This is a genomic window from Pseudoxanthomonas japonensis (assembly GCF_010093445.1).
Lineage (GTDB): Bacteria > Pseudomonadota > Gammaproteobacteria > Xanthomonadales > Xanthomonadaceae > Pseudoxanthomonas_A > Pseudoxanthomonas_A japonensis.
Genome location: NZ_PDWW01000014.1, coordinates 49383 through 75415, shown reverse-complemented (window position 1 = coordinate 75415; position 26033 = coordinate 49383). Strand labels below are relative to the sequence as shown.

The 26033-nt window shown below is 66.1% G+C and carries 22 protein-coding genes and 1 pseudogene; 9 read left to right on the top strand and 14 right to left on the bottom strand.

Annotated features, from left to right (window positions below; all coding sequences use genetic code 11):
- Positions 1 to 6: 6 nt before the first annotated feature.
- Positions 7 to 1212: an acetyl-CoA C-acyltransferase gene (locus CSC78_RS11110; RefSeq protein WP_162337944.1), complete on the top strand. Its 1206-nt coding sequence runs from the start codon at positions 7 to 9 to the stop codon at positions 1210 to 1212.
- Between the two features lie 70 nt (positions 1213 to 1282).
- Here the strand turns inward: CSC78_RS11110 and CSC78_RS11105 are convergent, their stop codons facing one another.
- From CSC78_RS11105 to cmk, 10 genes are all read right to left on the bottom strand, one after another.
- Positions 1283 to 1660 (bottom strand): tRNA-binding protein, encoded by a 378-nt coding sequence (locus CSC78_RS11105; protein WP_455566965.1) that lies wholly within the window; start codon positions 1658 to 1660, stop codon positions 1283 to 1285.
- Positions 1624 to 2916 carry an NAD(P)/FAD-dependent oxidoreductase gene (locus CSC78_RS11100; protein ID WP_162337971.1) on the bottom strand — a complete coding sequence of 431 codons (1293 nt, stop codon included), beginning with the start codon at positions 2914 to 2916 and terminating at the stop codon, positions 1624 to 1626. Before CSC78_RS11100 ends, CSC78_RS11105 begins: the two co-directional genes overlap by 37 nt.
- Before the next feature lie 69 nt (positions 2917 to 2985).
- Positions 2986 to 3888 carry a UTP--glucose-1-phosphate uridylyltransferase GalU gene (galU, locus tag CSC78_RS11095; RefSeq protein ID WP_162337942.1) on the bottom strand — a complete coding sequence of 301 codons (903 nt, stop codon included), beginning with the start codon at positions 3886 to 3888 and terminating at the stop codon, positions 2986 to 2988.
- On the bottom strand, positions 3885 to 5798 hold the full coding sequence (locus CSC78_RS11090) for a nucleoside-diphosphate sugar epimerase/dehydratase (protein ID WP_162337941.1): 1914 nt from the start codon (positions 5796 to 5798) through the stop codon (positions 3885 to 3887). Before CSC78_RS11090 ends, galU begins: the two co-directional genes overlap by 4 nt.
- A 17-nt stretch (positions 5799 to 5815) precedes the next feature.
- Positions 5816 to 6787 carry an MraY family glycosyltransferase gene (locus tag CSC78_RS11085; RefSeq protein WP_162337940.1) on the bottom strand — a complete coding sequence of 324 codons (972 nt, stop codon included), beginning with the start codon at positions 6785 to 6787 and terminating at the stop codon, positions 5816 to 5818.
- Entirely contained in the window at positions 6787 to 7965 is a 1179-nt protein-coding gene (gene lapB / locus CSC78_RS11080; protein WP_162337939.1) for a lipopolysaccharide assembly protein LapB, read from the bottom strand. Before lapB ends, CSC78_RS11085 begins: the two co-directional genes overlap by 1 nt.
- A gap of 3 nt (positions 7966 to 7968) precedes the next feature.
- Positions 7969 to 8253, bottom strand: coding sequence for a lipopolysaccharide assembly protein LapA domain-containing protein (locus CSC78_RS11075; protein ID WP_162337938.1), 285 nt, complete (start codon positions 8251 to 8253; stop codon positions 7969 to 7971).
- Positions 8254 to 8323: 70 nt separating this feature from the next.
- The gene (locus CSC78_RS11070; RefSeq protein WP_055944733.1) at positions 8324 to 8629 is read right to left on the bottom strand and encodes an integration host factor subunit beta; all 306 of its coding nucleotides are present in this window, start codon (positions 8627 to 8629) and stop codon (positions 8324 to 8326) included.
- Positions 8630 to 8726: 97 nt separating this feature from the next.
- Positions 8727 to 10418, bottom strand: a complete 1692-nt coding sequence (gene rpsA, locus CSC78_RS11065; protein WP_162337937.1) for a 30S ribosomal protein S1 — start codon at positions 10416 to 10418, stop codon at positions 8727 to 8729.
- Between the two features lie 151 nt (positions 10419 to 10569).
- A complete protein-coding gene (gene cmk, locus CSC78_RS11060; protein ID WP_162337936.1) occupies positions 10570 to 11247 on the bottom strand; it encodes a (d)CMP kinase in 678 nt (225 codons plus the stop codon).
- 172 nt (positions 11248 to 11419) lie between these two features.
- On the opposite strand from cmk, the gene ykgO reads away from it, so the two are divergent.
- The 8 genes from ykgO to CSC78_RS11020 all read left to right on the top strand — a co-directional run bounded on the left by ykgO (position 11420) and on the right by CSC78_RS11020 (position 18210).
- Positions 11420 to 11545, top strand: coding sequence for a type B 50S ribosomal protein L36 (gene ykgO, locus CSC78_RS11055; RefSeq protein WP_010342887.1), 126 nt, complete (start codon positions 11420 to 11422; stop codon positions 11543 to 11545).
- 108 nt (positions 11546 to 11653) lie between these two features.
- Entirely contained in the window at positions 11654 to 11980 is a 327-nt protein-coding gene (locus tag CSC78_RS11050; protein ID WP_162337935.1) for a hypothetical protein, read from the top strand.
- A 27-nt stretch (positions 11981 to 12007) separates the two neighbouring features.
- Positions 12008 to 13039 carry an agmatine deiminase family protein gene (locus tag CSC78_RS11045; RefSeq protein WP_162337934.1) on the top strand — a complete coding sequence of 344 codons (1032 nt, stop codon included), beginning with the start codon at positions 12008 to 12010 and terminating at the stop codon, positions 13037 to 13039.
- A 123-nt stretch (positions 13040 to 13162) separates the two neighbouring features.
- A complete protein-coding gene (locus tag CSC78_RS11040; protein WP_162337933.1) occupies positions 13163 to 14140 on the top strand; it encodes an aldo/keto reductase in 978 nt (325 codons plus the stop codon).
- A gap of 4 nt (positions 14141 to 14144) precedes the next feature.
- The gene (locus tag CSC78_RS11035; protein WP_162337932.1) at positions 14145 to 15452 is read left to right on the top strand and encodes an NTP/NDP exchange transporter; all 1308 of its coding nucleotides are present in this window, start codon (positions 14145 to 14147) and stop codon (positions 15450 to 15452) included.
- Between the two features lie 81 nt (positions 15453 to 15533).
- Entirely contained in the window at positions 15534 to 16418 is an 885-nt protein-coding gene (locus CSC78_RS11030; RefSeq protein ID WP_162337931.1) for a carbon-nitrogen hydrolase, read from the top strand.
- Positions 16419 to 16427: 9 nt separating this feature from the next.
- Positions 16428 to 16958 carry a GNAT family N-acetyltransferase gene (locus CSC78_RS11025; RefSeq protein ID WP_162337970.1) on the top strand — a complete coding sequence of 177 codons (531 nt, stop codon included), beginning with the start codon at positions 16428 to 16430 and terminating at the stop codon, positions 16956 to 16958.
- Between the two features lie 16 nt (positions 16959 to 16974).
- Positions 16975 to 18210 (top strand): TraB/GumN family protein, encoded by a 1236-nt coding sequence (locus CSC78_RS11020; RefSeq protein WP_162337930.1) that lies wholly within the window; start codon positions 16975 to 16977, stop codon positions 18208 to 18210.
- Between the two features lie 67 nt (positions 18211 to 18277).
- Here the strand turns inward: CSC78_RS11020 and CSC78_RS11015 are convergent, their stop codons facing one another.
- The 4 genes and pseudogenes from CSC78_RS11015 to CSC78_RS11005 form a co-directional block, all read right to left on the bottom strand.
- A complete protein-coding gene (locus CSC78_RS11015) occupies positions 18278 to 21364 on the bottom strand; it encodes an efflux RND transporter permease subunit (protein WP_162337929.1) in 3087 nt (1028 codons plus the stop codon).
- A 4-nt stretch (positions 21365 to 21368) separates the two neighbouring features.
- Entirely contained in the window at positions 21369 to 22955 is a 1587-nt protein-coding gene (locus tag CSC78_RS19285) for an efflux RND transporter permease subunit (RefSeq protein WP_407072270.1), read from the bottom strand.
- 219 nt (positions 22956 to 23174) lie between these two features.
- A pseudogene (locus CSC78_RS19280) lies at positions 23175 to 24836 on the bottom strand (efflux RND transporter permease subunit); the annotation flags it as partial.
- A complete protein-coding gene (locus CSC78_RS11005) occupies positions 24833 to 25975 on the bottom strand; it encodes an efflux RND transporter periplasmic adaptor subunit (RefSeq protein WP_379608868.1) in 1143 nt (380 codons plus the stop codon). The gene CSC78_RS11005 and the pseudogene CSC78_RS19280, both read right to left, overlap by 4 nt.
- Between the last annotated feature and the right edge of the window lie 58 nt (positions 25976 to 26033).

Here is a 26033-nt window from a genome sequence, read left to right as displayed (position 1 = left end):
AGAGACATGAGCAAGCAAGTACAGGAAGCCTACATCGTCGCCGCCACCCGCACGCCGGTAGGCAAGGCGCCCAAGGGCGTGTTCCGCAACACCCGTCCGGACGACATGCTGGCGCACGTGCTGAAGTCGGTCGTGGCGCAGGCGCCGGGCATCGACCTCAACCGCATCGACGACGCCATCATCGGCTGCGCCATGCCCGAGGGCGAGCAAGGCATGAACGTGGCGCGCATCGGCCTGCTGCTGGCCGGCCTGCCGAACACGATCGCCGCGCAGACCATCAACCGCTTCTGCTCGTCCGGCCTGCAGGCCGTGGCGATGGCGGCGGACCAGATCCGCCTGGGCAACGCCGACCTGATGCTGGCCGGCGGCACCGAAAGCATGAGCATGGTGCCGATGATGGGCAACAAGATCGCCATGGCGCCGAGCGTCTTCGACAACGACCACGTCTCGATCGCCTACGGCATGGGCATCACCGCGGAGAAGGTCGCCGAGGAATGGAAGATCTCGCGCGAGGACCAGGACGCCTTCGCCGTCGCCTCGCACCAGAAGGCGCTGGCCGCACAGGCCGCTGGCGAATTCAGGGACGAGATCAGTCCGTACGAAGTCGTCTCGCGCCAGCCCGACCTGGCCGGCAACACGGTCCGCTTGAAGAAGCTGCTGGTCGAACAGGATGAGGGCCCGCGCGCCGACACGTCGCTGGAAGGCCTGGCCAAGCTGCGCACCGTGTTCCGCAACCCGCAGTTCGGTGGCACGGTCACTGCGGGTACTTCGTCGCAGATGAGCGACGGCGCGGCAGGCGTACTGCTGGCCTCGGAGCAGGCGATCAAGGACTACGGCCTGACGCCGCTGGCCCGCTTCGTCAGCTTCTCGGTGGCCGGTGTGCGCCCGGAAGTGATGGGCATCGGCCCCATCGCCGCAATTCCGAAGGCGCTCAAGCAGGCCGGCCTGACCAAGGACCAGTTGGACTGGATCGAGCTCAACGAGGCGTTCGCCGCACAGGCGCTGGCGGTGATCCGCGACAGCGACCTGGATGCGTCGAAGATCAATCCGCTCGGCGGCGCCATCGCCCTCGGCCACCCGCTGGGCGCAACCGGTGCGATCCGCACCGCGACGATCGTGCACGGCATGCGTCGCCACCAGAAGAAGTATGGCATGGTGACCATGTGCATCGGCACTGGCATGGGCGCAGCGGGCATCTTTGAATCGCTGTAAGCACTCGCTGGACCGCATGAGAAAGAGATGGCGCCGGAAGGCGCCATTTCCTTGAGCGCGGTGACGGCCGTCACGCCATGCGCGTACCGTCAGGAACCCGGCGTTCGACCGTAGTGATCACCACGCCCTCGTCGGTGTGGAATCCGGTCAGCAAAAACTCGGACATGAAAGGACCGACCTGCTTGGGCGCGAAATTGATGACACCCACGATCTGGCGTCCGACCAGATCCTCGGGTGCATACAACGACCGGATCTGTGCACTGGTCTTCTTCACCCCATGCGGTCCGAAGTCGACCCACACCTTCCACGCCGGCCTGCGCGCTTCCGGAAACGGCTCGACCTTCTGCACGGTGCCCGCGCACAACGCCACTCGCATGAAGTCGTCCCACCCTATCGTGTCTGCCGTCCCGCTCAAGTTTGCGCCCCCTGCTCCACTCGCGCCTTCCACGCATCCTTCGCTTCGGCCCACCAGTAGCTGAGCTGCGCCCCCAGGAATCCCGCCGGCTTCATCGCCGATACCAGGCCATAGGCGCCGAACTCTCGCCAACGTTTGTCGCCCTCCGCAATGGCAGAGGCAATGACTTCGCCGGCCAGCGTCGTCGGCGCCACGCCATGCCCGCCGAAGGCCTGTGCCACCCAGAGACCGGGCTCGACCTGCCCGATCTGCGGCATCTCGTGACGGGCGTAACTCATGAGGCCCGACCAGGCGTAGTCGATACCCACTCCTTCCAGTTGCGGAAAGACCTTCAGCATGTCGCGATACAACAAGCGCCTGACCGCCTGAGGCGAACGATCCAGGATGGAGATGCGCCCCCCCCACAGCAGCCGGGAATCGGGCAACGGCCGGTAGTAGTCGAAAGCGAAGCGGGTGTCGTAGACCGCAGCGCGGGTGCGCATCGCGTCATCCAGTCGCACGCCCAGTGGCTCGGTGACCATCACGTAGGTCGCGATCGGCAGCACGCCGGCGTCGACACGCCGATGCAGGCCGGCAAGATATCCGCCGCAGGCGAGGACCACCTGCTTCGCATCGACGCTCCCGGACGGCGTCGCGACACGCCAACCACCGCCGGCGCGTTCAAGTGAAACGGCGGGCGAATGCGCGAACAGCGAAACGCCCCGCTCCCGGGCGACGCGCACCAGTCCATTCGCGTACTTCAACGGATGGAAGTGGAACGCCTGCGGCTCGTACAGCGCATCGTGGTAGCGGGTCGTGCGCAACTGGCGGCGGACCTCGTCGCGATCCATCCATCGCCAGTCCTGCCCGAAGGCCGTCGAGAGCAGCGCCTGCCGCTGCCTGAGCACCTCCCGGTCGTTGAACCAGTTCGCCCAGAGGATCCCCGCCTGGGTGTCATCGCAGGCGATTCCATGCTGGGTGATACGGCGACGGATCAGTTCTACCGCCTGCGTCGTTCCGGTGTAGAGATCGCTCGCCCGCGATGGACCGAGGTCACGCAACAGCGAAACTTCGCCGCGCGAAAAACCACCGAACACGAAGCCGCCGTTGCGCCCCGAAGCGCCGAATGCCGGCGTGTCCGCTTCCACCAGCACGACATCGCGCACATTGCGTTCGGCGAGACCCAGTGCCGTATTCAGACCGGCGAAACCGCCGCCCACAACGCAGACCTCGGCCTCGACGCGTGACTTCAGCGCTTGCAGCGCCGGAGCACGGCCCGCGGTCTCCGAATAGTAGTTGCGCGTTGCCATCTGCACGGAGCCATCTCCCGCCACGGACACGTGCGTGGCACCCCTACGCCGCCCCTCGCGGCAATCCGGTCAGCCCAGGTCCTGCACGCCCAACTCGTTCAGCGCACTCTGCATCATGCCGCGCGCAGCATCGCTGAGCTTCTCGTGGTCGAGCGCGTAGCGGATCGTGGCCTCGATCAGGCCGATATGCGTACCGCAGTCGAAGCGCGTGCCCTGGAACCGATAGGCGTGGACGGGCTTCTCCGCGAGGAGCGCCGCGATCGCATCGGTGAGCTGGATTTCTCCCCCCGCACCCGGTGTGGTGCTCTCCAGCAGCGAGAAGATGCGCGCGTCGAGGACATAACGCCCCACGACCGCCAGCGTGCTCGGCGAGACGTCGGGCTTCGGCTTCTCGACGATGGCGCTGATGCGGCCCTCGCGGCCATTGAACGCCTCCGTCGCGACGATGCCGTAACTGCCCGTCTGCTCCCGCGGCACGTCCTGCACCGCGATGACACTGCTGCCGCCGGCTTCTGCCGCATCGGCCATCTGCTTCAGCGCGCCGGGACCGCGATTCCAGATCAGATCGTCGGGCAGCAGGACGGCGAACGGCTCGTCGCCGACGATCGGCTTGGCGCACAGCACCGCATGCCCCAGGCCCAGCGCTTCGGCCTGGGTGACGAACACCGCGCGCACGTGCGGAGGCAGCACGTTGCGGACCAGTTCCAGTTGCTCGGTCTTGCCGGAACGTTCGAGCTTCTGTTCAAGCTCGTAGGCCTTGTCGAAGTAGTCCGCCACCGCATGCTTGTAGCGGTTGGTCACGAAGATGAGCGTGTCGCAACCCGCATCGACGGCCTCGTCGACCGCGTACTGGATCAACGGCCGATCGATGATCGGCAGCATCTCCTTCGGAACGGTCTTGGTGGCGGGCAGGAAGCGGGTGCCGAGCCCTGCGACGGGGAACACGGCCTTGCGGATTCTGGTTCGGGTCATCGGATCCTGCGCGCGTCGCGGCCGGGAAAGACCACGATATTAGCCGACGCTTCATCCTGATCGTTCACCAGGGGCGCGAACTCCGGAACCGCCACCCTCAGCACCTCGCCGAGTTCCGCGGTGTCGTACCGGGTGTACGCGGCGCGCAGCCGTTGCAGGGCGAGTTCCAGGAACTCCGGCGATACGTCGCGCGCAAGCGCCTTCATGATCTTGGAGTGCGAGGTGGGCTGGTAGCGTTCGTCGGCATGGAACAGCGTCTCGTGCAGCTTCTCGCCCGGGCGAAGTCCCGTGTAGACGATGGCGATGTCCCGCCCGGGCTGCTTGCCCGCCAGGCGGATCATCTGCTCGGCCAGCAGCCGGATCGGCACCGGGTCACCCATGTCCAGCGTGTAGATCGACGCATGTGCCGCGCCCGAGGCCGCCTGCAGAATCAACTGGCAGGCCTCCGGGATGGTCATGAAATAGCGCGTGACGTCCGGGTCGGTGACCGTCACCGGCCCGCCCTTGCGGATCTGCTCGCGGAACAGCGGCACCACGCTGCCAGCAGAGTCCAGCACGTTGCCGAATCTGACGGTCACGTACCGCGTGCTGGAACGACCGTCGTCGAGCGCCTGGCACGCCATCTCGGCCAGCCGTTTGGTGGCGCCGAGCACGTTCACCGGATCCACCGCCTTGTCGGTGGAAATCAGCACGAACGTGCCGACTCCCGACTCCCGGCAGGCTCTCGCCACGGTTTCCGTCGCCAGGACGTTGTTTCCAACCGCCTCCCGCAGGTGTCCCTCGAGCAGGGGCACCTGCTTGTACGCGGCGGCATGGAATACGGCATCCGGCTCGGCGATACGCATCGCATGCGCGATCACGGCGGGGTCACCGCAATTGCCCAGCACGGGAAGCACCTCGAGATCAGGGAACGCGCGCCGCAGATCACCCTGGATGGTGATGAGCGCCAACTCGTCGATCTCCACCAGGGCGATCCGCTGCGCACCGTGACGCGCGCACTGGCGGCACAACTCCGAACCGATCGAACCGCCGGCGCCCGTCACCATGACGGTACGTCCACCCAGCCAGCCGCGTATCAGCTTCCAGTCCGGCGTGACCGACTTGCGCCCGAGGAGGTCATCGATCGCGACCTCCTTGAGGTCGCCCGGCATGGACTGCCCCTCCAGGACATTGACCAGGCGCGGCACCATGCGGAACGGCAGCCCCGTGCTTTCGCAGATCGCCACGACCCGCTGCATGGCGGGCGCGTCGAGCGATGGCATGGCGATGACGAGCATCCGCGCAGCGGTCTCGCGCGCGACGGCGGCGGCATTCTCCAGTCCGCCGAGTACCGGGATGCCCAGCAGTTTCGACCCGTGGAGCCGTGGAGCGTCATCGAGAAAGGCGACCGGATGGTATACACCGGTGCGTCGAAGCTCGCGGACCAGCGCTTCGCCCGCGCGACCGGCTCCGAGCACGATCACCCGTGAGGAGGTGTCACGGGCACGTTTGACCTGACTGTCCTTCCATGCGCGATAGATCAGCCTGGGAAGACCAAGAAATCCCACCAGTGCGAACGGATAGAATCCAAGGACGGCACGTGGAGTCGAACCAAAGCGGTTATAGAAGAACAAGCCGACGACGATGCCAAGAAAGCCGAGCGCACAGGCTTTCACGATGTTCCACAGATCGGGCAGGCTCGCAAAGCGCCAAAGCCCCCGATACAGCCCCATCCACCAGAATACGATGCCCTGCGCGACCAGCACGATCAGGATCTCGTTCGACCATACCGGAAAGTCGGGGGCATGCGCGACCATCGCGTAACGGAAACGGTGCAGAACCTGCCAGCAGACCCACACCATCGCCAGATCGTGCGCCGCGACCAAAATGCGCGGTAACCCGCTACTCAATCGATCCCGCCATGAAATCATCAGATCCCTCTCCCCGCCTACTCTCGCAGTCCTCTGCGAGAGGCAAACCAGACAAACGAAACAACCAGGTAGACAGTTACAGCTACCGAGACCGACTGGCCCCAGGTAGATCGTGGCCAGACAAGCATCAATGAGAGTGTAACGCCACTTGATGCGGCGTACGCCAAGGTGACCGGACCGTGCCCCAGTCGCCGGGCCGCAATTTGATAAAGATGCGTCACATGGGGCGTCCACCACGGCTCTCGACGTAGGATGCGCCTTAGCAATGTGAAGCCTGCGTCGACGAGAAAAATGCTCAGGGGCAGCATCAGCAAAGGTACGCTGCCGGGTGGGACGGCAATTGATGCTGCCGTAACAAGTCCCGCCAGCATGAAACCCAATGCGCCGCTGCCCACATCGCCCAGGAATATCCGGGCCTTCGGGAAATTGAACGGCAAAAAGCCCAGGCAACCCGCCAGCAGCGCCAGCGCCAGCCAGCGCCACTCGCCCGCCAGCAGACCCGCATAGGCCACCGCGGCCAGCCCGGCCTGCGTGGTGGCCAGACCGTTGATGCCGTCCATGAAGTTCCACACGTTGACCAGCACCATCGCAGCCCCGAAGGCCAACAGCGCCGGCAGCCAGTGGCCGCTCTGCCACCCAGCCCCGGCGGCCAGCATCAGTGCCGCTACCGCCTGGACCACCAGCCGCAGCCAGGGGGAGAGTGGCCGATGATCGTCCCACCACCCGATGCCGGCCACGATCAGCAGGCCTGGCAGGAAGCCGATCCACAACGCACGACCGGACAGGTCACGCGACATCAGGTAGCACCCGACCACGAGGACGACCAGCACGATGGCGATGCCGCCGCCTCGTGGCGTCGCGACATGGTGACTGCGCCGGTCACCAGGCTGGTCCATCAGGTTGCCGCGCAGGGCGTACTGCCGCGCTACCCAGGTGGCCGCGGCAGTGACCGAGGCGATCAGCGCCAGCCAGACGACCAGGGGCGGCATCAGACTACCGCATAGTTCAACAGCGGCTTGACCGTACCCCACTCCTTGCAACTCGGGCATTGCCAGTGATGCGTCCGTGCACCGAAACCACAGCGCGTGCAGCGGTAGCTCGGATTGCGCACCAGCAACTGGTCGGTGATGTGCTTGAGGTCATGCAGGGTGGCCGCCGGGTCGGCACCCTCGGCCAGCGTGAGATCGATCAGCGACGCTTCGCCCCTGACCGAGGGCCTGTCCTTCAACTGGCGCGCGAGGTAGGCGCGCGCCGCTGCCACGCCATCCTGGCGCTCCACCAGTTTGGTCAGCGCCAGCACGGGTGCGATGCCCCGGTAGTGCTCGCACATTTCCGACAGGAAGGCACGTGCGCCGGACAGGTCGCCGACCTGGTCGTAGCTGGTCAGCAGGCTGGGAAGGACTTCGGGAAGATAATCCGGGTCGTGCCGGGCGGCGCGTTCGAACGCACGGATCGCCGCTTCGGCATTGCCGGCGTCCGCCTCGATGCGTCCCTCGATGATGCCGGCCCGCACACTGCCGGCGTCCGCCTGGTAGGCGCGGGCGACGGCGGCACGCGCCGCTTCGACGTTGTTCGCCGTGCGCTGCCGTTCGGCGAGTTCGCATTCGAACTGGGCCACCAGCTTGCCCATCGGCTCCGTCGTGACTTCTTCGTAGCGCCGGGCGTTGTCGATCGCCTTTTCCCAGTCGCGCTCCGCCTGGTAGATGCCGATCAGATGCTTGAGGGCCTGGGGGGCGCGCTGATCGATCTGCGCCAGGTCCGTGAAGACGGTTTCCGCCCGGTCGAGAAGGCCCGACCGCATGTAATCCTCGCCAAGCGCGAGCAGGGCCTGGACGCGCTGCGCGTCGCTGAGGTCGGTACGTTGCACCAGCCCCTGGTGGAGCCGGATGGCGCGATCCACTTCACCGCGTCGACGGAACAGGTGCCCCAGCGCGACCTGGGTTTCGAAGGTTTCCTTGTCCAGCTCCGCGATGTGCAGGAACAGCTCGATCGCCTTGTCCGGCTGCTCGTTGAGCAGGTAGTTCAGTCCGCGGAAATAGGTGCTCGACAGCCGGCTGACCTGGGTGTCGCCGTGCCGCTGGCCGCCGCGACGGCCAATGATCCAGCCACTGAGCGCGGCCAGCGGAAGGAACAGGAAGAACCAGAACCACTCGGTGAGGAAGGCCATGGCTCAGCGACCGCTGTCGGCGGCCGACGGACCAGCGTCGCCCGCCGCGGCAGCGGCCGAGCGGTTCGCCCTGCGCAGCTTCGCGTACAAGGGCCACACCAGCGTGGCGACCACGATCAGGCCGCCGACCACCACGCCCAGCAGCAGGGACAGGATGATGCCGACGCCGGAGGAGGTCTGGAATTCGGTAAACAGGAGTTTCAGCGTGATCGGCTGCGTGTTGAGCACGCCGATGATGAGTCCGTAGGCCAGGAACAGCAGTGCGACGACCAGGCGGAACATGTTCATCAGGCGACTCCTTGCAGGACGGCGCCTAGCTTAACGGAGTCGGCGCTGGACGACACGCGCCGGGGCGGGACTACTCGCCGCTCTCTTCGATGGGCGTGACGTCGCTGACGCGCTCGCGCAGCTCCTTGCCTGGCTTGAAATGGGGGACGTGCTTGGCCGGCAACGCGACCGACTCGCCGGTCTTAGGGTTGCGGCCCATGCGCGGCGGACGGTAGTGCAGCGAGAAGCTGCCGAAGCCACGGATCTCGATGCGATCGCCCTGCGACAGGGCGCCGCCCATCATTTCCAGCAGTGCCTTGACGGCCAGGTCCACGTCCTCGGCCTTGAGGTGCGGCTGGCGACGGCTGAGGATCTCGATGAGTTCGGATTTGGTCATCGCGTGCGGAATTCGGGCGGATGTACCCGCACCGGCCCGGGATCTCCGGGCCGGTGGGGAACGTTACTGCGGGTGATACTGCAACGGCGCGAGCCGCTTACTCGGACTTGCCACCGTCCAGCTGCGCACGCAGCAGCGCGCCCAGGCTGGTGGTACCGGTGGAGGCTTCGGCGGCCGACTTGTTGTACTCGGCCAGCGCTTCGGCGGTCTCGGCTTCGTCCTTCGCCTTGATCGACAGCTGCAGGGTGCGGCCCTTGCGGTCCATGCCGATGAACTTGGCTTCGACCTTGTCGCCCACCTTCAGGTGCTGGCTGGCGTCGTCCACGCGGTCGTAGCTGATGTCGCGCGCCATGACGTAGCCTTCGATGCCGTCGGCCAGTTCGACCGTAGCGCCCTTGGCGTCCACTTCCTTCACCGTGCCTTCGACCTTCGAGCCCTTCGGGTGCGCGGCCATGTACTGGCCGAACGGATCCTGCTCCAGCTGCTTCACGCCCAGGCTGATGCGCTCGCGCTCCGGGTCCACGGCCAGCACCACGGCTTCCAGCGTGTCGCCCTTCTTGAAGTTGCGCACGATGTCTTCGCCGGTGGTGTTCCAGCTGATGTCGGACAGGTGGATCAGACCATCGATGCCGCCGTCCAGGCCGATGAAGATGCCGAAGTCGGTGATCGACTTGATCTGGCCGGACACCTTGTCGTTCTTCTTGTGGGTGGCCGCGAAGGTCTCCCACGGATTGGCGGCGACCTGCTTCATGCCCAGCGAGATGCGGCGACGCTCTTCGTCCACGTCCAGCACCATGACTTCGACTTCATCGCCGACCTGGACAACCTTGGACGGGTTGACGTTCTTGTTGGTCCAATCCATCTCGGACACGTGCACCAGGCCTTCGACGCCCGGCTCGATCTCGACGAACGCGCCGTAATCGGTGACGTTGGAGACCTTGCCGAACACGCGGCTGTTGGCCGGGTAACGACGGGCGATGTTGTCCCACGGATCCTCGCCCAGCTGCTTCAGGCCCAGCGAGACGCGGTTGCGCTCACGGTCGTACTTCAGCACGCGGACGTCCAGCTCCTGGCCGACTTCCACGACTTCGGACGGATGGCGCACGCGCTTCCACGCCATGTCGGTGATGTGCAGCAGGCCGTCGATGCCGCCCAGGTCGACGAACGCGCCGTAGTCGGTGAGGTTCTTGACCACACCCTTCAGCACCACGCCTTCCTGCAGCTTGTCCATCAGCTGCTCGCGCTCTTCCGAATGCTCGCTCTCGACCACCGCACGGCGGGAGACGACCACATTGTTGCGCTTGCGATCCAGCTTGATGAGCTTGAACTCGAGCTCCTTGCCTTCCAGGTAACCCGGGTCGCGCACCGGACGCACGTCGACCAGCGAGCCCGGCAGGAATGCGCGGACGTCCTTGATGTCGACGGTGAAGCCACCCTTGACCTTGCCGCTGATGCGACCGGTGATGGTCTCGTTCTTCTCCAGCGCTTCTTCCAGCTCGTCCCACACCATGGCGCGCTTGGCCTTCTCGCGCGAGAGGACGGTTTCGCCGAAGCCGTTCTCGATCGAGTCGAGGGCCACCTTCACTTCGTCGCCCACGCCCACGTCGATTTCGCCGGCGTCGTTCCGGAACTGTTCGATCGGCACGATGCCTTCGGACTTCAGGCCGGCGTTGATCACCACGACGTCGTTGCGGACTTCCACGACGACGCCGGTGACGATGGCGCCCGGCTTCAGCTTGGCCAGTTGGGTCTGGCTCTGTTCAAACAGTTCGGCAAATGATTCGGTCATTGAAAAAATACTCGGTTGATGAAACAGACCGGCGCACGGAAGGCGGACGGTCCACCCGTTGTCGGCCTGCGCGGGATGCGTATGGCCGTGAGTGTTGTGGTTGGAAAAAACCGCGCGGCGAATTCCGCACGGACCTTCTGCCGCGCGGGAATCAGCCCACGCGTGCCGGCACCAGGGCCAGCACGCGCTCGACGACCGCATCGATGCCGAGGCCGGTGGTGTCGATGAGGAAGGCGTCGTCGGCCGGCCTCAGGGGCGCCACCGTGCGCTGGGCGTCACGGGCATCGCGGGCGAGGATCTCGCGTAGCAGACCGTCGATTGTGACGGAAACCCCTTTGTCTTTCAACTGCTTATAGCGCCTTTCGGCCCGCTCGTCGGCGCTGGCGGTCAGAAAGACCTTGTAAGGCGCGTCCGGAAAGATGACTGTCCCCATGTCGCGCCCGTCCGCCACCAGCCCCGGGGCCTGGCGGAAGGCCCGCTGCCGTTCCTTCAGGGCCGAGCGGACCTCCGGGATGGCGGCGATGGCGGATGCCAGCGCGCCGGTCGTTTCCAGACGAAGCTCGTCGGTCGCGTCCAGATCGTCGACGATCACGCGCAATCCCGCTTCGGTTTCCCTGAAGCCGACCCGGGTATCGAAGGCGCAACGGACCAACGCAGCGGGATCGGAGACGTCCAGATCCGCCCAGCTGGCCGCCACGCCCACCGCCCGGTAGAGAGCCCCGGAATCCAGGTAGTGCCAGCCCAACCGGGACGCGGCGATCCGGCTGACCGTCCCCTTGCCCGCGCCGGAAGGGCCATCGATGGTCAGGACGGGAGCGAGGTCGGACATGCGGGCTTCCATGAGTCGGAGGTTCCATTATGGATGCTCGACGCCCCTGCGCCGACGCCACCCAAGGCCATCCCGCTCACCGGCCCATGCAACCGCTTGATCCGGCTATGGAATTGCCGTTAGAATGCCGGGCTTCGTTTCACCCCATACATTTACGCCGAGGTTTCAACTCATGAAGGTCCTGTCCTCCCTGAAGTCGGCGAAGGCCCGTCACCGCGACTGCAAGGTGGTCCGCCGCCGCGGCAAGGTCTTCGTGATCTGCAAGTCCAACCCCCGCTTCAAGGCGCGCCAGCGCTGAGAACGGCACTGCCGGCTCCGGCCGGCAATGCGCGGAAAGCCGCCTTCGGGCGGTTTTTTGTTGCCTGCCTTTTGTTATAAAAGGCGGATCACCCAGGGGAGTTCCACCATGAGCCGCCGTGCCCTCGCACTTCCGTTGATCGCCCTGCTCGGCCTAGCCGGCCCGGCATCCGCCGATACGCTGTTGATCGAACGCGCCCAGGAACAACCCGTCGCCGCCCCGGCCCGCGGGCAGACCACCGCCGATGTCGAGGCTCGCTTCGGCGCGCCCCAGCAGAAGCTGGAGCCGCGCGGCGGCCAGAAGCGCCAGTGGCCGGTGATCCATCGCTGGGTCTATCCGGGCTTTACCGTGTACTTCGAGAAGAACCGCGTTATCGACGTGGTCCTGAACAAGGCCTCTGCCGAGGAAATCGGCCCGAAGCCTCCCATCCGCTGACCGGCGCTGCACGCGCCCCGTAATCCGATGACCGATGCCTATCGCTTTCCCGCGGAGTGGGAACCCCAGTCCGCGGTCCTGATCGCTTGGCCGCACGCCGAGACCGACTGGGCCGACCGCCTCGCCGAGGTCGAGGAGACCTATGTCGCCCTGGTCGCTGCGATCACCCGCTTCCAGCCGGTGGTGATCTGTGTCGCCGATGACGACCTGCAGACGTATGCCGAAGCGCGACTGCGCTCCGCGCGGGTCGACATGGCGCGCGCGCGCTTCGTCCTGGCCGAGTACGACGACACCTGGCTGCGCGACTCGGGCCCCATCACCTTGCGCGATGGCGACCGCTTCAAGCTGCTCGACTTCCGCTTCACCGGCTGGGGCGGCAAGTACGAGGCCAGCCGAGACGACAGGCTGGTCGGCGAACTCTCGGGGATGCAGTTGTTTCACAACTACTTCGTCCAAAGCATTGATTTTGCGTTGGAAGGTGGCGCCATCGAAACCGATGGTGCCGGTACTCTGCTGACGACATGGCAATGCCTGCACGAACGGCATCCCGATGCCTCCCGCGACGAACTGACGGAGAAGCTGGCGCGCTGGCTGAAGCAGGACCGGGTGCTGTGGCTGGACCACGGCTACCTGGAGGGCGACGACACCGACGCCCACATCGACACCCTCGCCCGCTTCGCACCCGGCGATGCCATCGTCTACCAGGCCTGCGACAACGCCGGCGACGCGCACCACGCGGAACTGCAGGCAATGGCGGCCGACATCGCCGCCCTGCGCACCGCCGATGGTCGCCCGTACCGGCCGTTCCCGCTTCCGTGGGCGCAGCCGGTCATCGACAACGGTCGCCGTCTCGCGGCGTCCTATGCGAACTACCTGATCATCAACGGTGCCGTCCTGATGCCGGCCTATGGCGACGCCGCGGACGCGGCCGCTGCTGCGGTACTGGCCCAAGCCTATCCGGATCGCGAGATCGTGCAGGTGCCCTGCCGTGCACTGATCTGGCAGAACGGCAGCCTGCACTGCATCACCATGCAACTGCCGGCCGGCCTGCTGGACTGATGAAAGCTGCGGTGCCACGGCTCATGGCACCGTGACATCAGTTGGGCGCAGATTGAACGCTTCGTTTACATCTCGCCGGACACGATCCCGGATAACCACCGTTTCCCCTCAAAGGAGACGGCCGTGTATTCACGACGCAAGTTCCTGACGACCACTGCGCTGGCCACCGCCGGCCTTGGATTGGCGGCGTGCCGCGACGCGGCCCAGGCCGGAGCCGCCGGCACGACGCCTCCCGCGGTTACCGCGCCAACGTCCAGCACCGACGCCGTCCTGGGTGCCTTGAACACCCGCGCCATCCCGTCCACGGGCGAGCGCGTGCCTGTCATCGGCATGGGCACCTCGGGCAGCTTCGAGGTCGGCCAGACCGCGGCCGAGCTGGATCCGCTGCGCGAGGTGCTGAAGCGCTTCTTCGCGGCCGGGGCGACCTTGATCGATACCGCGCCTACCTACAGCGTCGCCGAAGACGTGATGGGTGCGCTGCTGGCCGAGCAGCAGCTGACCGGCACGGCCTGGCTGGCCACCAAACTGTCCGGCGTGAGCGGACGCGACGCGGGCATCGAGCAGTTCGAGGACACGCTTCGTCGTCTGAAGACGGACAAGGTCGCGCTGCTGCAGGTCCACAACCTCGGCGACCTGAAGACCCAGATGACGGTGGCGCGGGAACTGAAGGCACAGGGCAAGGTGAAGTACGTCGGCGTGACCCACTACGTCGAACGCGCGCAGGATGAACTGGCCGATGTCGTGCAGGCGGAGAAGCCGGACTTCCTGCAGATCAACTATTCCGTCGTCAGTCGTGGCGCGGAGAAGCGCGTGCTGCCGCTGGCGCAGGATCTGGGCGTCGCCGTGCTGATCAACCGCGCGTTCGAGGACGGCAAGCTGTTCGCGCAGGTGAAGGACAAGCCTGTGCCGCCCGCGCTGACGGAAACGGGCGTGTCGTCGTGGGCGCAGGCCTTCCTGAAGTTCGCGCTCAGCCATCCGGCGGTGACCGCGGTGATTCCGGCGACCGGAAAGCCCGATCGGCAGACCGACAACCTGAAAGCAGGCACGGGTCCGGACCTGACGCCCGCGCAGCGCGATGCGCTGATCGCAGCGCTGGCCTGAGCCGATGTCGACACCTCCCGCGCCGGACATCGCCGGCTGGCTCGCCCGTCTGTTCAATGTCCACGACCACGAGGCGCCGGTGGTCGGCGCCGGCCTGGCGATGTTCTTCCTGCTGTTCGCCGGCTATTTCATGCTGCGTCCGATCCGGGAAACGATGGGCGTCGCGGGCGGTGTCGACAACCTGCAGTGGCTGTTCACCGGCACCTTCGCCGCCACACTGGTCGTGCTGCCGCTGTACGGCTGGATCGCCTCGAAGGTCGCGCGGCGACGCATCGTGCCGTGGGTGTTCGGCATGGTGGTGGCCAGCCTGCTGGCCTATGGCGCCGCGATGCTGGCGACGCCGGACGATGTGTGGCTGGCGCGCACGTTCTACATCTGGGTGTCGGTCATCAACCTGCTGATGATCTCGCTGGCATGGAGCGTGCTGGCGGATGTGATGGAGAGCCACGAAGCCAAGCGCCTGTTCGCACTGATTGCCGCGGGCGCGAGCCTGGGTGGCCTGGCCGGCCCGCTGCTCACCACGTTGCTGGTGAAGCCGTTGGGGCACGGCGGCCTGATGCTGTTCTCGGCGGTGTTGATCGGCGCAAGCGCCGCCACCGCGACGTGGCTGCATCGCTGGCGCGATCGCCACCCGCTGCCCGCCGGCGCCAGTTCCTCCGAGCAACGGCAACGGCCGCTGGGCGGCAATCCCTTCGCCGGTGCGACCGCCGTATTCCGCTCGCCGTACCTGCTCGGCATCGCCTTCTTCGTGCTGCTGCTCGCCACGGTCACGACCTTCCTCTATTTCGAACAGGCCAAGCTGGTCGCCGAGCGCTTCACCAGCAAGGAAGAACAGACCCAGGTCTTCGGCCTGATCGACACGGTGGTGCAGACGCTGGCCATCCTCAGCCAGTTGTTCATCACCGGCCGCATCGCGCAGAAGCTGGGTGTGGGCGTGCTGCTGGTGGCGGTGCCGATGATCATGGCCGGCGGGTTCCTGTGGCTGGCGCTGTCGCCGGTGTTCGCGGTCTTCGTGGTGGTGATGGTGGTGCGGCGTGCGGGCGAATACGCCTTCGTGCGGCCCGGCCGGGAGATGCTGTACACCGTCGTGCCCGCGGAGCAGAAATACAAGGCGAAGAACTTCATCGATACCGTCGTCTACCGCGGTGGCGATGCGCTGAGCGGTTGGGTCAAGCGCGCGCTCGACGTACTCGCCGAACATCCCGCAGCGGCGATGTTTATCGGTGCCGGCGTGGCGGCGGCGTGGGCGGTCACCGGCGTGGCGCTGGGACGGCGGCAGAAGCGGCTGGAAGCGGCGCGCGACGCCACCTAGCCGGCGTTCACCCCCGGGACGCCTGCCGTCACGGAGGACGCGGTACCATGCGCCCTCCCCTCGATACCCCCGCCTCGCACGATGAGCCGCACCACCCTGCCCGTTGCCCTGATCCAGGAAAAGAACCACGGCGACGCCGACGCCAACCTGTCGGTGATCGAGGCGCGCGTCGCCGAAGCCGCCAAGCGCGGCGCGAAGCTGGTACTGCTGCAGGAACTGCACAACGGCGCGTATTTCTGCCAGCACGAATCGGTCAACGAGTTCGACCTGGCCGAGCCCATCCCCGGCCCCAGCACCGAGCGACTCGGCAAGCTGGCAAAGCAGCATGGCGTGGTGCTGGTGTCGTCGCTGTTCGAGCGTCGCGCGGCCGGGCTGTACCACAACACCGCCGTGGTCTACGAAAAGGACGGCAGCATCGCGGGCAAGTACCGCAAGATGCACATCCCGGACGATCCGGGCTTCTACGAGAAGTTCTATTTCACGCCGGGCGACATCGGCTTCACGCCGATCGACACTTCAGTGGGCCGTCTTGGCGTGCTGGTCTGCTGGGACCAGTGGTATCCGGAAGCCGCGCGCCTGATGGCGTTGGCCGGCGCCGACCTGCTGCTGTACCCCACCGCGATCGGCTGGGACCCGGATGACGAACAGCCGGAGAAGAACCGCCAGCGCGACGCCTGGGTGCTGAGCCATCGCGGCCACGCGGTCGCCAACGGCCTGCCGGTGTTGAGCTGCAACCGCGTCGGCCATGAGCCGTCGCCGCTCGGCGCTTCCGGCATCCAGTTCTGGGGCAACAGCCACGTACTCGGTCCGCAGGGCGAATTCATCGCCGAAGCCGGCACCGACGAGACCATCCTGATGGCCGACGTCGACCTGCGGCGCAGCGAACACGTGCGTCGCATCTGGCCGTTCCTGCGCGACCGTCGCATCGATGCGTACGGCGACCTGCTCAAGCGCTACATCGACTGAGGCGTGCGTGTGCCGCTGATCGTCCGTGATGCCACGCCGGCCGATGTGCCGGCCATCGCCGCCCTCTATGCGGATGAAGTCCGCGACCACGTCAACACCTACGAGTACGACGTGCCGGATGAGCCCGAGATGGCGCGCCGCATGCAGGGCGTGCTGGACGCGGGTTATCCCTATCTGGTCGCCGAACTCGACGACGCCTTCGTCGGCTACGCCTACGCGAGCAGCTATCGCGCCCGCGCCGGCTATCGGAAGACGGTCGAAAACTCGGTCTACGTGGTGCCCGGCCAGCAGGGCCAGGGCATCGGCGCCGCGCTGATGCAGGCACTGATCGAGGCCTGCGAATCACGCGGCTACCGGCAGATGATCGCCGTGATCGGCGAGCCCACCAACACCGCCTCCATCCGCCTGCACGAGAAGTTCGGCTTCACCCTGGTCGGCATCTTCCGCGGCATCGCCTGGAAGCACGACCGCTGGCTGGACACCGTGCAGATGCAACGCACCCTCGGCGACGGCACCGCCGCGCCTCCGAAAGACGATTGACCTGACGAACGACCCGATGACCGAATCGATTGACGCCGTTGCCGACCCGCTGCACGGACAACCCCACGAGATCGTCGAACGCGATGGCGTGCGCTACACCCTGCTCGGCACCGCCCACGTCTCGCGCGCCAGCGTCGACGCGGTGCGTGCGGCCGTAGCCAGTGGCGACTACGACAGCGTCGCGGTGGAACTGGACCCGGGCCGCCTGCAGTCGCTGACCGACCCCGACACGCTGTCGCGGCTGGACCTGGTGAAGGTGATCCGCGAAGGCAAGACCCACCTGTTCGCCGCCAATCTTGCGCTGGCCGCTTACCAGCGGCGCCTGGCCGAACAACTCGGCGTGGAGCCCGGCGAGGAACTGAAGGCCGGCGCACTGGATGCGAAGGCGCGCGGCCTGCCCGTGCACCTGATCGACCGCGAGGTCGGACTGACCTTCAAGCGTGCGCTGCAATCGCTGGGCTGGTGGCAGCGGACCAAGGTCGGCGCCGGCATCATGGCCAGCATGTTCGGCGACGAGGAAGTCGGCGATGACGAGATCGAGAAGCTCAAGCAGGGCGACATGATGGAATCGAGCTTCGGTGAGTTCGCCGCCGAAAGCCCGCAGTTGTACGAGACCATCATTGCCGAGCGCGACCAGTACATGGCTTCCGCTCTGCGCCAGGTCGCCGCGGGCAAGCCGACGGATGCGGCATCGCCGTATCGCGTGCTTGCGGTGGTGGGTGCAGGCCACCTGCCCGGCCTGACCCGGCACCTGAAGGACGACACCGCCGACCCGGCCGAGATCCGCCGCTCGCTCGAGGTCGTGAAAGCCAAGTCGCGCTTTCCGTGGATGGAAGTCATCATCGGCGCGTTCCTCATCGGCGGCTTCGCCTGGGGCTTCTGGCAGGGCGGTGTGGATGTCGGCTCCGACCTGCTGCTGCAGTGGGTGCTGGCGACCGGCATCCTCGGCGCCATCGGCTGCGCGATCGCGGGCGGGCATCCGCTCAGCATCCTGGCGGCGTTCGTCTCTTCCCCGCTCACGCCGCTGCATCCGGCGCTCGCCTCAGGCACGGTCAGTGCGTTCGTGGAAGCGACACTTCGCAAGCCGACCTATGCGGACTTCATGGCGTTGCGCGATGACGTGCAGACGATGCGCGGCTGGTGGAAGAACCGGGTGGCACGCGTGCTGCTGAACTTCTTCCTGACCAGCCTCGGTACCGCCATCGGCGTGTGGACCGGCGGATTGCGGATGCTGGGAAAACTCGTCGGCTGATCCTTCCCCCGACGCACCACCCAAAGAAAAAGCCGGGCAATGCCCGGCTTTTTCTCTGCCGTCCGCGTCAGTCCCCGTGCGGACTGGTGGCACTTGCCACCATAGGCGCCTGGCCGCGGCGCTGGCGTGCCCGCTTGATCAAACGGGCTGTACCGCTGCGCAGGTCGTCCAGCAGCGCGTAGATGGTCGGCAGGAACATCAGACTGACGACCGTCGAGAACGCCAGCCCGCCGGCGATGGCACGCGCCATCGGGTGGTAAGGAGGCATGCCGTCGGCAGTCTGCGTGTTCAGCGCGATCGGGATCATCGCCAGGATCGCCGTGCCCATCGTCATCATGATCGGGCGCAGGCGTTCGCGACTGCCTTCCACCAGCGCATCCGTCCGCGCCATGCCGCGCCGCCGCAGGTTGTTGATGTGCTCGATCATCACGATGCCGTTGTTCACGACCACGCCCATCAGCACCAGGATGCCGATCACCGCCATGATGTTCATCTCGGTCCCCGTCAGCCAGAACAACCAGTACACGCCGAAGATCGAGAACAGCACGCAGGACATGATGGCGACCGGGAACAGCAGCGACTCGAACACCGCTGCCATGATCACTAGCATCAACACCAGCGCGATCATGATGGCCGTTACCATCTGGTCCATGCCGTCGAAGTTGATGTTGAAGCCCGCGCCATTGAACGTGTAGCCATAGCCAGGCGGGAACTCCATGCCGTCCAGCGTCGCTTCCACGGACTTGCGCGCGTCCTCCATCGACACATCCTTGGCCAGCCCGGCTTCGATCCGCAGCATCGTCTGGCGGTTCAGGCGCTGGATCGAGTTGGCAGCGGGGTTGACGTTGACGTCGACCATCGCAAGCAGGGGAATCTCCTTGCCCGAGGCGCTGCGCACCATGAACGAGGACAGGTCTTCAATGCCGTAGTGATCCGATCCGGCGAAGCGCACGTTGACCGGAATCTCCACGTCGTCGCGATGGAAATCCCGCAGCGACGAGCCGCGCAATGCCATGCCGACGAACTGCGCCACCTGTTGCGCGCTGAAGCCGTAGGAGGCCGCACGCTCGCGGTTCACCTGTACCGCCAGCTCGGAATTGGCATCGCCGACATCCACGCGCACGTCACGCAGTTTCGGATCGCGCGCCAGGATGGGCATGACGTCTTCGGCCAGCTCGCGCAGGGTCTGGCTGGAGTCGCCGATCAGGCTGAAGCGCACACCCTGGCCCTCGCTGCCCATGCCGCCTGGCCAGCCGATGCCGAGCTTGGCCCGCGCCGACTGCGGCAAGCCCTTGCGGACTTCCTCCTCGATCTTCTTGCTTACTTCACGATCGTCGATGTCCAGATAGAGCCGCGTCTGCGCCCAGCCCTGCTCGGAGTAGCGGCTGTACACCCGCTTGATGTGGAACTCCTTGCGGTTGGCATTGACGAAGTCCTCCACCCGCTGCACTTCCTTGCCCATCTCCTCCTTCGAGTAGGAGCCCTTCCACTGGTAGAAGATGTTGATCTCGTCGGGATCATTGTCGTCGCCGCCGCCGCTGGTATTCATCATCGGGAAGACGCTGATCGCCGAGATCAGCAGGATGCCGGCGACGCTCCAGCCACGGTGTTCCAGCGTCCAGCGGAGCACGCGCGCGTAGCGTTCCTGCAGACGGCTGATCAGTGGCGACTTCACGGCAGGCGGCGTCTTCATCCGCGCCGACAGCATGGGGATCAGGCTCACGGCCACCAGCCACGAAGCCAGCAGCGAGAACGAGATGGTGACCGCCAGCTGCGAGAGGTAGATCGTGATGATGTTCTTCTCGCCGAACATCATCGGCAGGAACACCACGCAGTGGCACAGGGTGCCGGCCGACAGCGCGATCGCCACGTGGCGGGTACCGATGATCGAGGCGACCTCCGGTTGGTCGGGGAACTTCTCCCGTTCCTGGTAGATGCTTTCGACCACCACCACCGCATTGTCGACCAGCATACCGACCGCGAGCAGCAGGCCCATCATCGAGATGATGTTCAGGCTTATCCCGACGAAGTACATGAAGCCGAGCGTCATGATGAAGCAGATCGGGATGGCCATGGACACCATCAGCGTCGACGGCCAGTGGCGCAGGAAGGCGTACAGCACGATCACCGACAGCACCAGGCCGATCGCCCCCGCTTCCGCCAGCGCCAGCAGCGAACTGGTCACCGCCTTGCCCGAATCCCAGGCGACCTCGATGTCGACCCCGTGCATCGCCGGGTCCTGACGCAGCGCCTCCACTTCCTTGCCCACCGTCCTCGACAGGTCGACGAGGTTCGCCGAACGCTCCTTGTAGATGTCCACGCCCACGCTGGGCTTGCCTTCCATCTTGCGCACGTAGCTCATGCGCTGCGGCTGCAGGCTGACATCGGCGATATCGGACAGGCGCGTGCCGCGCCCATCGATCGGCAGGTCGCGCAACGCCTGCAGTTCGAGCAACTCGCCGCGCGGCTGCACGCGCAGGCGGCGGCCGTCTTCGGTGATCTGCCCGGCGGACACGGAGAAGTTGGCCGCCTGCAACTTGCCGACCAGCTCGTTGAGCGCAACCCCGTGAGCACTGATGCGGTCCTTGTCCAAGGCGACCAGCACTTCCTGCCTTGCCACGCCCTCGACCTCGACGCGCGCCACACCCGGCAACCGTTCCAGATGCTGCTTGATGCTGCGCTCCAGCAGGTCGGCGCGGGCCGTCAGGTCTTCCTGGCTACTGAGGCGAAGGCTGATCGCCTCCTGGTCGCTGGTGCTCCAACGTTGCACGTAATAGCGGCGGAAATCATCCGGCAACTCGTCTCGCACCGCATCTATGCGTTCGCGCGCCTCGGAGGCGGCCATCGCGATGTCCCGGTCCCAATCGCTGAATTCGACCTGGATCTGGCCGCCTTCGGCATTGGCGCGCGAGTTCATCGTCTTGATGCCCGGCATCGTGGCGATGGCCTCCTCCACCGGCCGCAGCAGGTTGCGCTCGACTTCTTCCGGGGTGGATCCCGGATATGGCAACGAGACGAAGAAGAACGGTATGGTGGCTTCCGGCTCGGCCTCCAGCGGCAGCCGGAACGAGGCGATCAGGCCGATCACCACCATCGATACGAACAACATGATGGTGGTGACAGGGCGGCGGATGGACAGCTCGGTGATGTTCATCGGATCAGCCCCCGACGCGACCGATGGGATCATCCTCGTGCGAGATCACCTGCTCGGCCTGCGCGGCGACGAGGCGCGCGCGACGACCGCGTTCGGCATAGAACTCGTCCGGTTTGCGGTCCAGCAGGTCGTACACCACCGGGATCACCAGCAGCGTCAGCAGCGTGGATACCAGCAGGCCGCCGATCACCGTGATCGCCATCGGCGACCGCACTTCGGCACCTTGCCCGAAGGCCAGCGCCAGCGGCAGGAAGCCGAACACCGCGCACAGCGTGGTCATCATGATCGGGCGCAGGCGCGAGCGTGCGCCTTCCACCAGCGCCACGCGCTTGGCGACGCCTTCCTCGCGCAGCTGATTGACCTTGTCGATCAGGATGATCGCGTTCTTCACCACCAGGCCGACCAGCAGGATCAGGCCGATGAACACCACCACCGATACCGGCGAACGCGACAGCAGCAGCGCCGCCACCGCACCGACCAGCGCCAGCGGGATGGTGAACAGGATGACGAACGGGTGCAGCAGCGATTCGAACTGCGAGGCCATGACCAGGTAGACCAGGAAGATCGCCAGGCCGAACGCGAAGAGCAGCGAACGGATCGACTCGCCCAGTTCCTCGCCCTGGCCGCCGATGCGCATGCCCACGTCGGTGCCCAGCGGGTTCTTCGACACCATGTCCCGGACTTCCGTGATGGCCTTGCCCAGGTCGATGTCGCGCAGGTTGGCCGACACGATGGCCACACGACGCTGGTCGGCGCGATGGATCTCGCTCGGACCGGTGGTGGCGATGACATCGGCCACCGAGATCAACTCCACCGGCTTGTTGCCGCCGGGATTGACGATCAGGCGGCGGATGTCGTCGACCGAGGCGCGCTCGGATTCCTGCACGCGTACCAGCACGTCGATCTTGCGGTCGCGGAAGCTGTAGCGCGTGGCGACGTTGCCGCGTACCTTGTTGACCACGGCATCGGCGATCTGCCGCGTGGTCAGGCCCAGCGCGGCCGCCCGGTCCTGGTCGAACACGATCTGGATCTCGGGGAACCCCTGTTCCACCGTCGACTTCACGTCGGCGTAGTGCGGGCTCTGCCGCAGCAGTTCGGCGAGGCGGTTGCCCGCCACGCGGATCGACTCCAGGTTGTTGCCTTCGATTTCGATCTCGAGCGGGGGTGCCAGGGCGAACAGCTCCGGACGGGCGAAGTCGACCTGGGCTTCCGGCCACTGTTTCATGGTCTCGCGCAGGCTCTCGACCAGCGCCTGCTCGCGCGCGTTGTCGGTCATCACCACCGACAGCTTGCCGATGTTCTCGCCGCTCTCGGTCGGACTGGCGTCCAGGCGCGTGCCGGTACCGGAAACGCCGTACAGCAGGCGCGTGCCCGCCTCGCCAGCATGCGCGCGCTGCACCTCACGCACCAGCGCGTCGGTCTGCGCCAACGGTGTGCCCGGAGGCAGCTTGGCGGTCATCTCGAAACGGTCCTGCGCAAGTTGCGGGATCAGGTCCACGCCCAGCAACGGCAGCGCGGCAAGGGTCAGCGCGAACGCCAGCGCAGCGCCGCCCAGCACCGGGACTGGGCGCTTCAACGCGGCCGGCAGCATCCGCAGGTAACCGGCCTCGGCCTTCCCGTACGGCGCCATCGCCAGGTCGCTGGCCTTGCGCATCACCGGCCCGATCACCGCCGCGAGGCCGCGGAAGATCCGCACCACCAGCCACACCAGCGAGAAGAAGCCGTACTGGAACAGCGCGCCGATGCCACGCCCCGCGTAAGCCGCCGGCTTCTTCCAGCGGCTTTCCGGACGCCAGGGCTCGCGCGGCGTTTCCGCGGGGAATTCGAGCGGCGGACGGCCCTTCAGTGCGCTCAGCATGGGAATCAGCGTCATCGACACCACCAGCGACACTGCGATGGCGATCGACACCGTCAACGCCTGGTCGCGGAACAACTGGCCGGCGATGCCCTCGACGAACACCAGCGGCAGGAACACCGCGATCGTGGTGAGCGTGGAGGCGACCACTGCCATGAACACTTCTCGCGTGCCCTTGATCGCGGCTTCCAATATGCCCATGCCGCGCTCGCGCGCCTTGGCGATCGACTCCAGCACCACGATCGAATCGTCGACCACCAGACCCGTGGCCAGCGCCAGGCCGCCGAGCGACATCACGTTCAGGCTCAGGCCCAACTGGCCCATGAAGAAGAAGGTGGCGATGATCGAGATCGGCAGCGACAGCGAGATGACGAAGGTGCTCCAGCCATCGCGAAGGAACAGGAAGATGATCAGGATCGACAGCAGGCCACCGATCACCGCATCGACCTTGACGTCCTTGATGGCATGGCGGATGAAGACCGACTGGTCCTCCACCATGGTCATCTCGATGTCCTTGGGCATTTCCTTGCGGATCAGTTCCAGGCGTTGTTCCAGCGCATCGGCGGTGGACACCGTATTGGCATCGCCTTCCTTGTAGACGGCCAGTTCCACCGCCTCGTGGCCGGCGCTGCGGATCACCGCTTCGCGCTCCTTGTACCCCTGGCGCACGTCGGCAACGTCCTTCAGGCGTACGCTCGGCGCGCCACCGCTGGCATCGCTGCGCAGCGCCGCGATCACGTTGGGATCGCTGCTGCCCAGGATCGCCGTCATCAACTGCTGGTTGGTGCCGGTCGAACTGCTGGACGAGGCCCCCGCCGATGTGGTCAGCAGCATCTCGCGCATCTGATCGACCGTGGCGAACTGGTTGACCGTGCGCACCAGGTAGCGTTGCGAGCCCTCCTCCAGACGACCGCCGGACAGGTTCACGTTCTCCTGCTGCAGGCGCTGGATGACGTTGTCCAGCGACAGGCCCAGTTGGGCGAGCTTGCGCTGGTCGATGTCGACCTGGATTTCGTCTTCCAGACCACCGCCCACCTTGACCGCGGCGACGCCCGCAACCGGCTCGAGCTTGCGCTTGAGGTCCTCGTCGGCGTAACGGCGCAGTTCCATCAGACGGCGGATCGCATCGGCCTCGTTGCCGGCTTCCTGCTTCGACGAAAGCGCCAGGCGCATGATCGGCTGCGTGGAAGGATTGAAGCGCAGCAGCACCGGAGCCTTGGCCTCCAGCGGCAACTGCAGCGTCTCCATCTTGTCGCGCACGTCCAGGCCGGCCTGCTGCATGTCCGTGCCCCACGCGAACTCCAGCACCACGTCGCTCTGCCCGGTCCGGGAGATCGACTTGAGCTTGCGCAGGCCCTTGACGATGCCGAGCGCTTCTTCGGCCGGCTGCGAAATGAGCGTCTCCACTTCCGCCGGCGCTGCACCTTCATAGTCGGTGCGCACCGTCAGCGTCGGATAGCTGAGATCCGGCAGCAGTTCGACTTTCAGGCTGGACAGCGAGATCAGGCCGAACAGCACCAGGGTGAGCGTCATCATCGCGATGGTGACGCGGCGGCGCGTGGAAAATTCGATCAGGTCGAAGCCACCACCGGACGCCGAAGGTCCGTGTGCACTCATTGCTTGCTCGCCTCCGCGGCCGGCGCCTTGGCTGCGGTGGCAGCCTTCTTCTCCTGGCCGATCACCTGCACCGCACTGCCTTCGCGCAGCGCAGCCTTGCCGGCGATCACCACCTGGTCACCGATTTTCAGGCCTTCACGCACCTCGACCCAGCCGGCATCGTTGTAGCCCAGCTTCAGCACGGTACGTTGCGCCTTGCCATCGCGCACCACGTAGACGGCGGGCTCGCCACCGTCCTCCAGCAACGCGGTGCGCGGCACCACCAGCGCATCGGCGCGCTGGTCGTAGTTGATGTTCAGCCGGCCGAACATGCCGGGCTGCAGCTCGCCTTCGCCCGGGAACGAGGCCACCACGCGGAACGTGCCGGTACCGTTGTCCACCACCGGCGCGACACGATCCACCTCGCCGGTGAACTGCTTGCCGGGCAGTGCGTCCACCACCAGCCCGACGGCCTGGCCCGGCTTGAGCTTGGCGATTTCCCGCTCGGGCACGTTCAACGTGGCTTCGAGCCGCGAACTGTCGACGATGCGGATGATCGGCGAGTTGATCTGCACGAAGTTGCCGGTCTTGATCGAGCGCGACGCGACCACGCCGGAGATCGGCGCGGTGACCGTGGTGTAGGACAGTTCCAGCGAGGCGGCACGGTAGACAGCCCGCGCGTTCTCCAGGTCGTACTTGATCTGGTCGACGTCGTTGGCGCTGATCATCTGCTGTTCGACCAGTTGCTGCGCACGACGGTAGTTGTTTTCCAGCTTGCGCATCTGCGCTTCGGCCTGGGCCACCTGCAGGCGCGAGCGGTCGGCATCAAGCCTCACCAGCGCCTGGCCGGCGCGGACGATCTGCCCTTCATCGACCAGCACGGCCAGTGCGACGCCGGACGTCTTGGCGACCACCTGCGACTCGCCCAACGCCTCCAGCGCCGCGGTACCGCTGTAGCTGGCAGCCACCGTACGGTGCGTGGCCTTGGCCACTTCGACCGGAACGGCTTCGGACTCCTTCGATGCCTCGCCGTTCTTGGCCTGGGCCTCCGGCGTGGGGCCGCCCCCCTTGCAGGCGGACAGGACCAGCAGGCCGCACAGGACGGGCATCAGTGCGAGGCGCAGGTAGGAACGGCCGGAATGGGGGCGGGGTCGGGACATGGGGCGGTACCGTGGTGGTGTTGTGGTGGTGTTGTATGAAGGTATATCACCCCTGAAT

Excerpts from the sequence above, each read along its gene's own strand:
- CSC78_RS11110 (WP_162337944.1), top strand. The coding sequence starts at position 7 with ATGAGCAAGCAAGTACAGGAAGCCTACATCGTCGCCGCCACCCGCACG.
- CSC78_RS11100 (WP_162337971.1), bottom strand. The coding sequence starts at position 2,916 with ATGGCAACGCGCAACTACTATTCGGAGACCGCGGGCCGTGCTCCGGCG.
- galU (WP_162337942.1), bottom strand. The coding sequence starts at position 3,888 with ATGACCCGAACCAGAATCCGCAAGGCCGTGTTCCCCGTCGCAGGGCTC.
- CSC78_RS11090 (WP_162337941.1), bottom strand. The coding sequence starts at position 5,798 with ATGATTTCATGGCGGGATCGATTGAGTAGCGGGTTACCGCGCATTTTG.
- CSC78_RS11085 (WP_162337940.1), bottom strand. The coding sequence starts at position 6,787 with ATGCCGCCCCTGGTCGTCTGGCTGGCGCTGATCGCCTCGGTCACTGCC.
- lapB (WP_162337939.1), bottom strand. The coding sequence starts at position 7,965 with ATGGCCTTCCTCACCGAGTGGTTCTGGTTCTTCCTGTTCCTTCCGCTG.
- CSC78_RS11075 (WP_162337938.1), bottom strand. The coding sequence starts at position 8,253 with ATGAACATGTTCCGCCTGGTCGTCGCACTGCTGTTCCTGGCCTACGGA.
- CSC78_RS11070 (WP_055944733.1), bottom strand. The coding sequence starts at position 8,629 with ATGACCAAATCCGAACTCATCGAGATCCTCAGCCGTCGCCAGCCGCAC.
- rpsA (WP_162337937.1), bottom strand. The coding sequence starts at position 10,418 with ATGACCGAATCATTTGCCGAACTGTTTGAACAGAGCCAGACCCAACTG.
- cmk (WP_162337936.1), bottom strand. The coding sequence starts at position 11,247 with ATGTCCGACCTCGCTCCCGTCCTGACCATCGATGGCCCTTCCGGCGCG.
- ykgO (WP_010342887.1), top strand. The coding sequence starts at position 11,420 with ATGAAGGTCCTGTCCTCCCTGAAGTCGGCGAAGGCCCGTCACCGCGAC.
- CSC78_RS11050 (WP_162337935.1), top strand. The coding sequence starts at position 11,654 with ATGAGCCGCCGTGCCCTCGCACTTCCGTTGATCGCCCTGCTCGGCCTA.
- CSC78_RS11045 (WP_162337934.1), top strand. The coding sequence starts at position 12,008 with ATGACCGATGCCTATCGCTTTCCCGCGGAGTGGGAACCCCAGTCCGCG.
- CSC78_RS11035 (WP_162337932.1), top strand. The coding sequence starts at position 14,145 with ATGTCGACACCTCCCGCGCCGGACATCGCCGGCTGGCTCGCCCGTCTG.
- CSC78_RS11030 (WP_162337931.1), top strand. The coding sequence starts at position 15,534 with ATGAGCCGCACCACCCTGCCCGTTGCCCTGATCCAGGAAAAGAACCAC.
- CSC78_RS11020 (WP_162337930.1), top strand. The coding sequence starts at position 16,975 with ATGACCGAATCGATTGACGCCGTTGCCGACCCGCTGCACGGACAACCC.
- CSC78_RS11015 (WP_162337929.1), bottom strand. The coding sequence starts at position 21,364 with ATGAACATCACCGAGCTGTCCATCCGCCGCCCTGTCACCACCATCATG.
- CSC78_RS19285 (WP_407072270.1), bottom strand. The coding sequence starts at position 22,955 with ATGCTGCCGGCCGCGTTGAAGCGCCCAGTCCCGGTGCTGGGCGGCGCT.
- CSC78_RS11005 (WP_379608868.1), bottom strand. The coding sequence starts at position 25,975 with ATGTCCCGACCCCGCCCCCATTCCGGCCGTTCCTACCTGCGCCTCGCA.